At 65.1% G+C, this 12,841-nt stretch carries 15 protein-coding genes; 2 read left to right on the top strand and 13 right to left on the bottom strand.

Annotated features, from left to right (window positions below):
- Positions 1-79 precede the first annotated feature (79 nt).
- From A5777_RS02025 to A5777_RS02010, 5 genes are all read right to left on the bottom strand, one after another.
- The gene (locus tag A5777_RS02025; protein ID WP_064861466.1) at positions 80-1,324 is read right to left on the bottom strand and encodes a winged helix-turn-helix domain-containing protein; all 1,245 of its coding nucleotides are present in this window, start codon (positions 1,322-1,324) and stop codon (positions 80-82) included.
- Between the two features lie 11 nt (positions 1,325-1,335).
- Positions 1,336-1,860, bottom strand: a complete 525-nt coding sequence (locus A5777_RS02020; RefSeq protein ID WP_064861465.1) for a dihydrofolate reductase — start codon at positions 1,858-1,860, stop codon at positions 1,336-1,338.
- Between the two features lie 9 nt (positions 1,861-1,869).
- Complete coding sequence (locus A5777_RS02015; RefSeq protein ID WP_269446980.1) at positions 1,870-2,901, bottom strand: PE-PPE domain-containing protein; 1,032 nt, start codon at positions 2,899-2,901, stop codon at positions 1,870-1,872.
- Entirely contained in the window at positions 2,826-3,557 is a 732-nt protein-coding gene (locus A5777_RS25615) for a PE-PPE domain-containing protein (RefSeq protein ID WP_269446979.1), read from the bottom strand. Before A5777_RS25615 ends, A5777_RS02015 begins: the two co-directional genes overlap by 76 nt.
- A gap of 229 nt (positions 3,558-3,786) precedes the next feature.
- Positions 3,787-4,620, bottom strand: coding sequence for a thymidylate synthase (locus A5777_RS02010; RefSeq protein WP_064861464.1), 834 nt, complete (start codon positions 4,618-4,620; stop codon positions 3,787-3,789).
- A 106-nt stretch (positions 4,621-4,726) separates the two neighbouring features.
- Between A5777_RS02010 and A5777_RS02005 the strand changes: the two genes are divergently transcribed.
- Complete coding sequence (locus A5777_RS02005; protein WP_064861479.1) at positions 4,727-5,098, top strand: HNH endonuclease; 372 nt, start codon at positions 4,727-4,729, stop codon at positions 5,096-5,098.
- A gap of 21 nt (positions 5,099-5,119) precedes the next feature.
- On the opposite strand, the gene A5777_RS02000 is transcribed toward A5777_RS02005, so the two are convergent.
- The 6 genes from A5777_RS02000 to A5777_RS01970 form a co-directional block, all read right to left on the bottom strand.
- Positions 5,120-5,797, bottom strand: coding sequence for a GAP family protein (locus tag A5777_RS02000; RefSeq protein ID WP_064861463.1), 678 nt, complete (start codon positions 5,795-5,797; stop codon positions 5,120-5,122).
- 276 nt (positions 5,798-6,073) lie between these two features.
- On the bottom strand, positions 6,074-6,526 hold the full coding sequence (locus A5777_RS01990) for a flavodoxin family protein (protein ID WP_064861461.1): 453 nt from the start codon (positions 6,524-6,526) through the stop codon (positions 6,074-6,076).
- Positions 6,527-6,542: 16 nt separating this feature from the next.
- Complete coding sequence (locus tag A5777_RS01985; RefSeq protein WP_064861460.1) at positions 6,543-7,112, bottom strand: maleylpyruvate isomerase N-terminal domain-containing protein; 570 nt, start codon at positions 7,110-7,112, stop codon at positions 6,543-6,545.
- The gene (locus A5777_RS01980) at positions 7,109-7,624 is read right to left on the bottom strand and encodes a hypothetical protein (RefSeq protein ID WP_064861459.1); all 516 of its coding nucleotides are present in this window, start codon (positions 7,622-7,624) and stop codon (positions 7,109-7,111) included. Before A5777_RS01980 ends, A5777_RS01985 begins: the two co-directional genes overlap by 4 nt.
- 6 nt (positions 7,625-7,630) lie before the next feature.
- Positions 7,631-8,383: a 4-hydroxy-tetrahydrodipicolinate reductase gene (dapB, locus tag A5777_RS01975; RefSeq protein WP_064861458.1), complete on the bottom strand. Its 753-nt coding sequence runs from the start codon at positions 8,381-8,383 to the stop codon at positions 7,631-7,633.
- 75 nt (positions 8,384-8,458) lie between these two features.
- Positions 8,459-8,941, bottom strand: coding sequence for an Lrp/AsnC family transcriptional regulator (locus A5777_RS01970; RefSeq protein WP_064861457.1), 483 nt, complete (start codon positions 8,939-8,941; stop codon positions 8,459-8,461).
- A 170-nt stretch (positions 8,942-9,111) separates the two neighbouring features.
- Here A5777_RS01970 and ald point away from each other — a divergent pair, with 170 nt between their 5' ends.
- Positions 9,112-10,227 (top strand): alanine dehydrogenase, encoded by a 1,116-nt coding sequence (gene ald / locus A5777_RS01965; protein ID WP_064861456.1) that lies wholly within the window; start codon positions 9,112-9,114, stop codon positions 10,225-10,227.
- Positions 10,228-10,292: 65 nt separating this feature from the next.
- On the opposite strand, the gene A5777_RS01960 is transcribed toward ald, so the two are convergent.
- Positions 10,293-11,054, bottom strand: a complete 762-nt coding sequence (locus A5777_RS01960) for an NRDE family protein (protein WP_064861455.1) — start codon at positions 11,052-11,054, stop codon at positions 10,293-10,295.
- A 28-nt stretch (positions 11,055-11,082) separates the two neighbouring features.
- Positions 11,083-12,585: a putative nucleotidyltransferase substrate binding domain-containing protein gene (locus A5777_RS01955; RefSeq protein ID WP_064861454.1), complete on the bottom strand. Its 1,503-nt coding sequence runs from the start codon at positions 12,583-12,585 to the stop codon at positions 11,083-11,085.
- Positions 12,586-12,841 lie beyond the last annotated feature (256 nt).

Raw genomic sequence — 12,841 nt, 5'->3', positions numbered from 1 at the left:
CTCTCGTGAACTCCGCAGTGCGGTGAATGTGTGCCGTGGTGAATGTCTGCTGGATTGTCTCAAAGCCGGAAACAGCATGTCATGCCGAAGCCCTCACGGTGGCATGAGCCAACCGTCCGGCCAGATCGCCACGGGAGCCGACCTCGACGCCGTCGAGTCCGAGCCACTGCGCGGTCGTCGCGAGGTCGGTCGCGAGACGCTCGGCGACCATACTTGCGTCACGCCCCTCCTCGAGGTGGGCCGCAGGCACCCGGAGCACCCCCGCGGCGCGGTCGGCCTTGAGGTCTACACGCGCGACCATCTCATCGCCGAGCAGATAGGGATGCACGTAGTAGCCGTGTACGCGCTTGTGTTCGGGGACGTAGATCTCGATGCGATACCGGAAACCGAAGAGCCGCTCGGCGCGCGGACGAAAGAAGACCAGCGGATCGAAGGGCGAGAGCAGCGTCGACCGCCCGTCCGCAGTCGCGATGCGACGCGGAATCACGGTGTCGGCGTGCATAAACGCGGCGTCTTTCCAGCCACGCACCGACACCTGTTGCAGCACTGCGTCTTCCATCAACTCAGCGACGACGTCGCGGACCTCGGCGGGCTTGAGTCGGTAATAGTCGGCAAGGTCGGCGGCGGTCGCGATGCCAAGCGCCGCAGCAGCATTCGTCACCAACTGCCTGTGCGCATCGACCCTCTCGATGCGACGCTGCGCGACCTCGCCGACGACGCGCTCGGTGAGGTCGTAGTGGCGTCCGAAGTTCGCGTCTCGCACAGCCGACAACTCACCGGAGGCGAACATCGCCTCACACAGATGCTTCACATCGCCGCGATTCCACCAGCCGCCGGGTGAGCTGGGTTCACGCTCGATCCCGAGATGACTCTCGATCAGACGCGGCGTCGACGGCCCGATTTCGCCGATGAGCGCCCGAATATCCGCTGCGAGAACCCGGTTGTCGCGCATGAGTTCTCGAGTGTGAAGATACCGTCCGTCCCGATACTCCTCCATCCGCCAGCCGAACAACGGCCAGTCGTCGAGCGGGATCAGTGCGGCCTCGTGCGCCCAATATTCGACGAGTATCCGAGTGGACCGCCCGGGATGCCACGCGGCGCGGTCGAGCAGGGTTCGGTCGTAGGAGCCCAGCCGCGAGAACAACGGCAGATAATGCGCTCGCACCGCGATGTTCACCGAATCCATCTGGATCAGTCGCGTGCGTTCGACGATCCGCGACACCTGCCTGCGCGTCACGGTTCCCGCGGAAGGTCGAGGACCGAATCCCTGTGCGGTGAGGGCGATTCGGGCCGCCTGCGCGGCCGAGAGCTCGGGAGGTGCCATCGCGGAGACGATCAAGCTCCCCGACGCACATCCGACGCCGTGCGGTGACGCGAGTAGTCGACGAAGCGATAGCGAAGCCCGCCAGACGACGTCTCCCACGACGTGGCTTCCGCGACCTCCCACCCGTACGGGTCGATCTCGGGCGCAAACGCGTCGGCTCCCTCGACGAGCAGATCGATCTCGGTGACGTGCAACCGCGTGGCGTGTTCCATCGCGGCCTCGTAGATCGCGCCGCCACCCATCACCGTGACGGCGCCGACTATCCGATCCAGCGCTTCGCGCAGCGAGCCCGCGATCTCTGCCCCTGGCGCGACGTAATCGGTGTTCCGGGTGACCACGACGTTGCGGCGTTCCGGCAGCGGGCGGAATCGCTCGGGCAGCGACTCCCACGTCTTTCGTCCCATGACGACCGGGTCGGTGCCTGTCAGTTCGCGGAACCGGCGCATGTCCTCGGGGACACGCCACGGGATCGTGTTCTGACGCCCGATGGCGCCGACACGATCCTGCGCCCAGATGAGTGTGATGCCAGTGGCCATGGACAGAGACTACCGCCGTGGTCCGACAGGCTCTCCCAGCGCCGATCCGTCCCGTTCGGCCTTCGTCGAATCATCCTGCCCTGCACTGTTCCCGGCATCCGTGACACCACGAGACGGCGTCGTTCCCGTGGCGGCGACACCCGGCGCGTCGTCGCCCGGTCGACTGCCACCGCCTGCCGTGTCACCTACCGTCGCGGGAAGTTTCGCTCCGCCCTCCGGATGCACCTGCTGTTGTGCGTTGGGCCGCGTCAACTGTGGCGGCGTCGTCGAGGCTGCAGATGGGTCCGAATCCGACTGATCAGTCGGCGGTGTCGCATTCGCCGACGCCCCGCCCGATTCGACGCCCTGCGGCGCCATCGCGTCTGTTCCGCGCTGACCGGACGTCGAGATCGGATCGTCCACCACCGCGGATCGCGCCCGGGCGCTGACGGGAGCCGTCGGCGGGTCAGCGGCGGCGGAAGTCGCCGACAACTCGACATTCGAACTGAGCGACGAACCCGCTGAACTGCCGGGATGCGCGGCGTCGAACCAGCCACGGAAGCTGAACTCCGGCACCCCGAACGGTCCGCTGATTGCCGTTGTGCCGAGCGGCCGGTTGGACGGATCTCCGGTCTTCTGCGCGACGGCGTCGTCGATGCCCGTCGCCATGGCGATCGCGAGTGTGATGGCGTCACGCACCGGCGAGAACCGGAACCACTGCGCCGCAAGCGGTTCCCCGGGGCTGAGCTCTCGGTTGTAGCCCATCTCGATGATGGTCCGCAGTGGCATGTCCAGCGCGGTGATCCACGTCGCGGGTAGCACCCCCACCAGTGGAACGAGGATCGGCAGAACCTCTGCCGGAATCATGTAATAGTGCGTGTCGCCGTACTCGCCCTGATCGACGGTTCCCGGTGCGCCCAGCGGTGATTCAAACGGATAGAGGCCGTGCTGATAAGCGATGCCGAGAACCGCGTTCAGGTCGGCGATCACGTTGAGAGGGTGTGACGGGAAGTCCGAGAAGCCGTCGTACTGGAACTGATATCGGTTGTGCGGAAATGGCATTGGCCGTCGACGCAACTGTTTGTCGGCGCCGCGCCGTCCATGCTGATACCGAGGAACGGAATCGACAATCCTGCGAACCTCGCGAGGATCCCCCCGTTGGGCCTGTTCACGTCTGCGGCCAGAACGAAAGACACGTCGGGGGCCGACGCCCAGCCGACGCTCGAGAAGTAGTCGATCAGCGACCGCTTGGTGATCGCCGCGATCCTGGTGCTCTGCGAGTATCCGAACACGACGAGCTGATCGCCCGCGGCGGGCGTGCCGAACGAGAGATTGCGCGGACACGCAGTGGCACCCGATATGCAGGCGCTCAGATTCACCACTCCGAGCGCGACCGAACGATCGAAACTCAGGTCGCCCGCGGTGAAAGGCGCGAACTCCTCCGGCGTGTACACGGCGACCTTGTTCAGGTCGGCCGCGTCAACACCAATGGCCTGCGCGAGGTAGTTCGACGCGATGAGGTTCAGATAGGTGTCGACGAACTCGTCGGTTTGCGCTTGAGGACCGAAGTCCACCAAGGGATTCCAGGTACCACCCATGATGAGCGCCGTGACGGTCGCGGCGTTCGCCACCGTCATGGCGGCAGCCGCCCAGACAGCTCCGATGACGCCACCGATCGCCGACACCATCGCGGCGCAGACACGCAGAATCGATCCCATATGTAGTTACCAACCGATCGGGCCGACCGCTCCCGACCCGACTTCGATAGTCAGCCCGTTGGTCGCACGGTGCGCCCGATCAACGAGACCGGCAGAGTGCGGTTAGGCCCATCAGATCTCCGCTCGGCACGTGATGATGTAACACAAATCACACTTCAATACCATCGGTACTGAAAATCGGGCCGCGAGAAACCCTCCGTTCGGAGGACACGAACGGAGGGTTCTCGAATCAGATCGCGACAGGCGCTTTGATGCCCGGGTGTGACTGATAGTCGACGATCTCGACGTCGTCGAACTCGTAGTCGAAGATCGACTCGCGCGAATTCAGCCGAAGCGTCGGATACGGATACGGCTCACGCGAGAGTTGCCGGTTGACCTGGTCGACGTGGTTGTCGTAGATGTGGCAGTCGCCGCCGGTCCAGACGAACTCCCCGACGTCGAGACCAGCCTGCTGCGCCATCATGTGCGTGAGCAACGCGTACGACGCGATGTTGAACGGCACTCCGAGGAAGAGGTCCGCACTGCGCTGATAGAGCTGACACGACAGCTTGCCGTCGGCCACATAGAACTGGAAGAACGCGTGACACGGCGGTAGCGCCATCTGAGGGATCTCCCCCACGTTCCACGCAGACACAATGTTGCGTCGCGAGTCGGGATTGGTCTTGAGCATCTCGAGCGCCGCGGAAATCTGGTCGATGTGCTCGCCCGACGGCGTCGGCCAGCTTCTCCACTGGACGCCGTAGACAGGGCCGAGTTCGCCGTTCTCGTCGGCCCACTCGTCCCAGATCGTCACGCCCCTGTCCTGAAGCCATCGCACGTTCGAGTCGCCGCGCAGAAACCACAGCAATTCGTAGATGATCGACTTCAGATGCACCTTCTTGGTGGTGATCAATGGGAAACCCTGAGCGAGGTCGTAGCGGAGCTGGTGCCCGAACAGACTGCGCGTTCCGGTCCCGGTGCGATCGGCCTTGGGCGTGCCGGTGTCCATCACCAGACGCAGCAGGTCCTCGTATGGCGTCGGAATCGTCTCTGTCGAGCTGAGGTCGCGGATGGCCGTACTCACGACTTCCAGTCTAGGACCGCCGCACCTGCTCCCTGTGCCTGCGACACCCCTTGTGGGTTGCGTGTGGCTCGTGTGATGTGTGGTGACAACCGGCTACGCTCGACGCGTGCCGCCCCGCCCGCGTACCCGCGCCAACCGCTACGCACGACGTCGCAGGTCACGAGTCGCGGCGAAGTCACACGACCTGACTCCTCTCCAGTGGGAAGCACTTCAGGAGGCGTGGGGCGGATGCGCGTACTGCCACGCCGATGGTGTTGCGCTGCAACGCGATTGCATGCTGGCGATCTCCCGTGGTGGTCGCTACACCCTGAGCAACGTGGTGCCGTGCTGCCGCTCGTGCAATGCCAGCAAGTGCAATACCGAGGTGACCACGTGGATGCGTCGAAAGAAGCTCGACGAACGATTGTTCCTGGTCCGGCAGGCGCAGATCATCGCCGAACTGCGCGACACCGTCGACGAGGCTCAACCCACGGAGTGACCAGTCCTCGTGAGAACCGCCTCAAGAGAACACTGCGAGAGCTTTGCCGATGAAGTACACGCCGACGACGAGACACGTGATGATGGTGATCGGCGAGATGTTTGCCTCGAGCCACTCCCTGAAGTTGTTCAGCGCTGGATCGAGCCGGTGACCTCCCGCTACCGCGATGAGCAGCGGAAGCAAGATGCCGAGACTGGCGATGAGGACAAAGATCACCAGTACTATCCACGCCTCTGGCCGGTTCCCGGTGTCCTCGGCTATGCGCGCCCCCGCGCCCAAACTGAGTGGCACGTTCTTCACGATTGCCACCGCCTCGATGAGTCCGAGCCCCAACACCGACAGCCCCGACATCGCCGTCACCCTGGCCAGCAGTTTCGCTTCGCTTGCCGGCTCACCGGGTGCGGGTCGCTTTCGCCAGGCAACCACTGCGAGTCCAAGGAATATCACCCCGAGTATCAGGGTGAAGATCTTGACTCCGTCATCCGTGGCGGCGGGTGAATCCTCTTCTGCCACGTCGGTCACCGCGACCGCGATGCCCGTCACGACGAGCAGACTGACGATCCACCCCACAGCAAAGAGGACCGCTTTGGCGCGGCCGTGTTCGGACAACAGGAGCACGACACCCGAGATGATCGCGACCGGACTGATCGCGACCGTCACCGCGATCGGCAACACATCTCCAACGGCGGTGGCGATCACGCCGGCGCTCCCATCACGACGCCACTGCCTGCCACGACGAGCCTGAACCTCTCACAATTGACGCCCTCCGCACTCACCGACGATCGACTGCGCAAGTCTTCCAGCAGTTGCGCAGATTCGTCGTAGTTCATTGCAAAGTCGGCACAAACTGCGCGGTGGTGGCGCTTGTCGAAACTCGACGTTCCACACGCGTCTCGAGTCGGCAGATGCGGCTGAAGTACCAGCATCGTTTGCCAATTCGAGCCGCGTCTGTGATGTCGATCTGCCTCGGGGAGCCTAGTCCGAGAGCCCCGCGGCCACGGTCGCGCCGAGCTCCCAGCACGCCTCGAGGACCGCCTTGTCCGGCTTGTTCGACGCGATCACGTACTCCGCGGCCTTCTCCCAGCCAAGCCCCGCAGCGATCCGGTCGACAGCGTTCACCGCACCTTCCGTCCCCTCGTTGCCGTGAAGGTAGAGGCCGAACGGGCGACCGCGCGTCGAGTCAAGGATCTGGTAGTACGAGCAGTCGAAGGCGTGTTTGAGTGCACCCGAGATCGACCCGAGGTTCGCCGGGCTGCCGAGGACGTAGCCGTCGGCGTCGAGGAAGTCACTCGTCGACACAGACAGCGCGGCCCGGCGCACGACGTCGACCCCCTCGATCTCGGGGTCGGTCGCGCCGGCCACCACCGCCTCGAACATCGCCTGGCAGTGCGGCGACGCCGTGTGATGGACGATCAGCAGGCGACTCATGATCTACTCCCCGAGGTCATCGTGTCCGTCCGGAAAACGCCAGGAGCCGATCGGCCGCGCTCGACGAGTCAGTGTCGGCGCACTCGACTGCAGGTCCGAAAAGGCCTCGGCCCCTGAGCTGTTCGATGAGAGGCGACGCGCCGCTGAGAAGGTACTCGACGAGTGCGTCCGACGGCTCCCATTTGATTCCAATACCGACGCAGAGATCGTGGGTGTGCAGCGCGAGATCCATGACGCGCATGATCAGCAGGTCGTCACCCGAGCGTCGCCCGGCCCGATGATCCACGGCAGCGCTGAGGTCGGCGGCCGCGGCGGACTCGCGCAGCATGGTTTCGTAGCACCAGAACTCACCAACCGGATCGTCGACGATGTAGTCGGTGTCCCTGGTCGTCTCGACATCGGCGGCACTCGCACCGGCCAGCAGCATCGCGTATCGATGGCCTCCGCCGGTGACGTGATTGATGAGGTCGCGGTTGGTCCAGCCATCGGCGCCGCTGCGGCGATCGAGCGCAGCCGGACCGACCTGTGCGAGCGCGTCGGCCCAGAGCTGCTCCGCATCCAACAGCGCACGGACAGCGTCGCTCATGCGCTGGGCCGATCTTCACGACCATGGAACTGGGCCACAGCACGTTTCATCATCTCTCTGGCTCGAGAGCGATCGCCCGCATAGTCGTAGGCACGTGCGATCCGATACGTGTTGTGCCAATCGGACGGATTGGCTTCCCACTCCTGCTTGACCTGTGCGAACAGTTCGTCCGCGGCGTCGCGTTCGATACGGCCGGACGCTCGACGCGGCAGGTCAGAGACGTTGAGTTCGCGCCCCTCCTGCGCCATGATCCGCGCAAGTTTCTGATGTTCGATACCCGCACGCAGCGTCGACCAGATCAGCCACGCACCGAGGAACGGCAGGATCAACACACCGATGCCGAGCCCCACCGCCACGACGCCGCCGTGCGCGATGAGTTGCACTCCGGTCCTGCCGAGCAGCACGAAGTAGACGATCATCGCGACAACGAGAAAACCGATCATCCACACGATCGGGCGGGCATCGCGCTGCGTCGGATCCTTCTCTTGTTTCTTGCTCGGCTCGGCAGACATCGGCAGTTACAGGTCCATCAGTTCGTCGAGTCCGACGGTCAGGCCCGGTCGGGTGCCGATCTGGCGAACGCCGAGCAGCACGCCAGGCGCGAACGAACTGCGATCGATCGAGTCGTGGCGGATGGTCAGCGTCTCACCCTGCGTGCCGAGGAGGACCTCTTGGTGCGCGACGAGGCCGGCGAGTCGGACGGAGTGCACGCGCACGCCATCAACAACAGCCCCGCGCGCACCGGGCAGTTCCTCGGTCGTGGCATCGGGGCTCGGTCCGACGCCCGCCTGGGCACGCGACTCGGCGATCAGCGCCGCGGTTCGGTACGCGGTGCCCGACGGTGCGTCGGCCTTCTGTGGATGGTGAAGCTCGATGACCTCGACGGAGTCGAAGAAGCGAGCCGCCTGCTGTGCGAAACGCATCGACAGGACGGCTCCGATCGCAAAGTTGGGTGCGATCAGCACCCCTACGCCGGGTGCATCCGACAACCACTCGCGCACCTGTGCAAGACGTTCCGCGGTGAAGCCGGTGGTTCCGACGACCGCGTGAATTCCGTTCTCTATCAGGAACTTCAGGTTGTCCATGACGACGCTCGGATGCGTGAAGTCGATGACGACGGAGGTGTCCGTGTCGACGAAGGCAACAGGATCGTCGCCCTTGTCGACGCCCGTGGTGAAGACGAGATCCTCGGCGGCCTCGACAGCGTCGACCATGGCCTGCCCGACCTTGCCCCCACTGCCGAATACGCCCACCCTGATCTCGTCACTCATCGGTGCTCCCTCTTCTCGCGTGCTCGGTCGAACTTTCCTGTCCGAGTCTAGTGGGCGGCACTTTCGTGCCGACCCTCAGTAGATCGGCGCATCGCCACGCTGGTGGTCGAAGACCAGCGACGTCGTGGTCCCTGCGACCTCGCGTCTGGCATTGAGCATCTCGACGAACGTGCGCAGCGCCTCCGTGTCGGCGGTCGCGACGTGCAGAAGGTAATCGTCGGCACCCGCAAGAAAGAAGACGTCGATCACCTCGTCTCGCTGTGCGATCTCGCCGACGAACTGCCGGATCTGCCCACGCGCATCCGACTGCAGGCTCACGGCGACCATCGCCCGCAACGGCCGTCCCACCGCGGCCGGATCGACGTCGGCGAAGAATCCGCGGATCACACCGGCGTCGACGAGCCGTCGGAGACGTCCGTGTGCTGTCGACGCCGCGATCCCCACTCGTGCCGCGAGCTCACTGTTGGGGATGCGCGCATCGAGTTGCAGGACGCGCAGCAGTTCACGATCGGTCGCGTCGAGCTCGACTGCCCGAACATCCTTCGGCGTGGTGGCCATCACAACTCCTCGATCTGACGATTCTTCACCATTAACCGCAAATTGCAGAACTTTCCTCATCAACATTGTGCACTATTCGACGTTCCTTCACGCTTGTAGGTGTTCAGCGCAGAGCAGCGCCTCCGCCGCGCAGCACATGACCACACCCCAACACTTCCGAGGAGCACCCGATGCGTATCGGCATCCCCACCGAGATCAAGAACCACGAATACCGCGTCGCCATCACGCCCGCCGGCGTCGCCGAGCTGACCAAGCGCGGCCACGATGTGATCATCGAGGCGGGCGCAGGCCTCGGTTCCGCCATCGACGACACCGACTTCAAGGCCGCGGGCGCACAGATCCTCGACACCGCCGCCGCGGTCTGGGAGCAGGCCGACCTGCTGCTCAAGGTCAAAGAGCCGATCGAGGCCGAATACGGACTCATGCGCGAGGGCCAAACGCTCTTTACCTACCTGCACCTTGCGGCCAGCCGCCCCTGCACCGACGCGCTGCTCGCGTCGGGCACCACGTCGATCGCCTACGAGACGGTCCGTGCCGCCGACGGCTCGCTTCCCCTGCTCGCCCCGATGAGCGAGGTCGCAGGCCGACTCGCTCCCCAGGTGGGCGCCTACCACCTCATGCGTTCCGAAGGCGGCCGCGGCGTGCTGATGGGCGGCGTCCCCGGTACCGAGCCCGCCGACGTCGTCGTCATCGGTGCGGGTGTCAGTGGCGTCAATGCCGCGACCATCGCGATGGGTATGGGCGCACAGATCACCGTCTTCGACCTTGACATCGCGAAACTGCGCGCGGTCGACGCACGCTTCGGCGGCCGCGTCCACACCCGCTACTCGACGTCGCTGGCACTCGCCGAGGCCGTCAAGCAGGCCGACCTGGTGATCGGCGCGGTCCTCGTCCCCGGCGCGAAGGCGCCCGTGCTCGTCCCCAATAGCCTTGTCGCGCAGATGAAGTCGGGCGCGGTGCTCGTCGACATCGCCATCGATCAGGGCGGCTGCTTCGAGGATTCACGTCCCACCACCCACGACGACCCGACGTTCACCGTGCACGACACCGTGTTCTACTGTGTCGCGAACATGCCCGGCACCGTCGCGCGTACGTCGACGCAGGCGCTCACCGGCGCCACGCTCCCCTACGTGCTGCAGCTCGCCGACAAGGGCTGGGAGAAGGCGCTGGCCGACAACGCCGCACTCGCAGGCGGCCTGAGCACCCACGCGGGCGCGTTGTTCAATGCCGAGGTCGGCGCAGCGCTCGACATCCCGGCCGAGCAGAATCCGTTCGCCGCCAACTGACCACGACCTCCGTCGCGAGACCGCCGGACCCGAGATCGTCTCGGGCCCGGCGGTTGCATCTCGCGTCACCACCGCAACGTCGACGTCTCCACCGGCTCGCCGTCGCGGAAGCGTCGCTCGGTCAGGTCGCCACGGCCGTCGCGTCCCATGCGCAGCACCGACGACGCCCGGGTGCCATAGCCATCCATGTCGACGAACATCGCCGAGAGTTGGTGCTCACGCTCGGGATCGATGCCCGTCTCGGGCAGCCGAGCAGGGTCGGCCAGGCTCCGATCGTCGAGCATCGCAAGGTAGTCCTCCGGCAGCCCGTCCGAGTCGGCCGCGACCTGCTGGAACCGTCGAACACCGTCGGTCACTTTTGGCCAGTCGCTGTCGAGCACGCCATTCGACAGTCCGTGCCAGCCGGGCGGCACAGCTCTGGCGTCGGGTACGGGAGCGTTCGTCGCCCACCAGACGTCGACGCCGTCGGCGACAAGCAGGTTGACCGGCGCGTACTCGTCGGCGTGTTGCACAAGATGCTTCGCCGCTTCCCGCGGAGTTGCCTCGCCGTTGAGGAAATCGACGGGCAGGTCGCCGCGCGATCGTTTGTCCGGCAGCACTTTCGGCTCGCCGATGCGCACATTGGTCACCGCTGCCATCCGTCGCGGCAACGTCGTCGACACACCCATCCACGTGCCGCCCGCAGTCAGATCACGACCACCGATGATCGGGGCATCGCCCCACCGGTGAATCCCCTCGGTCGGGCGCGAATAGATCTCGTCACGATTGGCGGCCAGGAGAAACTCGTATTTCGGGACGGCGTCGACGGCGAACAGAATCAGACACACCGCGCGCGACCCCTTGTCACAGACCTCACTACACCGAACTTACCGGCAGATAGTGCGCGCGGTTGGCGGCTCGGCGCTGGACTCCTGCAACCTCGCGTACCGCCTGCGCGACCATGCTGCGGTCGAGCGGCGACAACCGTTTCATGTCCAGCACGTCGCTCACGTCCTCACCCCGATCGAACTGTGCGACTTGATAATTGAGGCGTATTCGTTGCAGGATCTCGAAGACCTCGATCAAGGTGTCTGCCTGGTCGTCCGACAACAACTCGGTTCCCGACGCGGCGCGTAACCGACCGCGTGTATCGAGTTGGGGCGACCCAACCGACAATGCCGCCCAGCGTGCGAAGTTCACCAGGGGACCGATCGCATGCTGCTTGATGTCGAAGTCGTCGCCACGGCGGGTCAGTACATCACGCATCGACCGCATCTTCGCTCTGGTGGCAAGAGCTTCTGCCAGCAGCAGATTCAGCGTTCCCCGATGTCGTCGAAGGTCGGCGAACACCTCGCCGACCGCCGGGAGTCCTTCATCGCCCCAAATGGGACGAGCGTCGATCAATAGCGACGTGAGGATCATGCCCTTGTTCTCCAGCGGCTCGGCGAGCCACCGTTCCGCTGCCGCGCGCCAGCGCGCGTGAGTACGCGAGAACAACGGCATCGAGGCAATCGCGCCGTTGTCGTCGACGGCCATGCCCGCGCCGCGGAGCACAGTGTCGACCTCGCCGAAGGCCACTCGATAGGCCTTCACCTGCTCGTCGCTGACGTCGTCGGAGAACGAGACTGCCGAGTCGATGTCGGAACTCAGCACGGTCTCCCGACGAGCGTTGCTGCCCAACGACATCCACGTCAACTTCGTCGGGTCCAGCTCGGGATGCGCGGCGAGGACGAGTTCGAGTGCGCGACGCACCACAGCATCGATGACAAGCGAGGCCATCGTGGTGACCGAATGCGCCGGCTGCTCGCGACGGACCAGATCAGCGATCAGGTAGGGCACCCGAGACGCACGCTCCTGCAATTCGACGATGTCGCGCGCACGTGAGATCTGCTCGCGCAGAGCAACACTCGGCCCTCCCGGCGCTGCCACGAAGTCCGACGGTGCGACAACGCCGCGCACCACTCCCTTCGCATCGACGACGGGCAGTGCCGTCAGGTCGTTCTCGAGGATCGTGGTGAGCGCATCGGTTGCTGCGACGTGCGGCGCGACCGCAGTTGCCCGACGCTGCATCAGCTCTGTCAACGGGGTATCGAGCGATGCGCCTGCCGCCACCACTCGCTCACGGATGATCGCGTCCGTGAGCACTCCGAGACCGCCGTCTCGCAACGGGATCAGCACGTGATCGCGGTTGCGCTCGGTCATCAGTTGCGCCGCCTCCTGGACCGACATATCGGCCGTGCCGACAACTGGTGCAGACCGGATGAGACTCTCGACGGTGTTGTCGACCGATCCAGCAGGTTCACGCCGGTGCGCGACGGTGAGCTTGTCTGCGACGACACCGACCCTGGTAGCGTCACCACCCCGCTCATCCTCCGCCATGGTCGCTCCCCCTCACCGAACTTCTCGCGAACATATGAACGTGTCCTTACGGACGACGGCGGCCCGTCCGGCAGCGATGCGGAGAAGTCCGACGACAAGGCTTCGGCAGACGCCTGATCTGCTGACGCCGCGGCGCTCGCCGCGAGAACTCGACGGCCCGTCGTCCACAATGAAGTGGGCGCCGGGCCGCCGTCGTCCGTAAGGACACGTTCATATGTTCGCGAGAAGTTCGGTGAGGGGGAGCGACCCAGGGGGG

Origin of the sequence: Gordonia sp. 852002-10350_SCH5691597, from assembly GCF_001665715.1 — a bacterium.
Classification (GTDB): Bacteria; Actinomycetota; Actinomycetes; order Mycobacteriales; family Mycobacteriaceae; genus Gordonia; species Gordonia sputi.
Note: the sequence above shows the minus strand (reverse complement) of the source record. Positions and strands in the feature narration are given on the sequence as shown.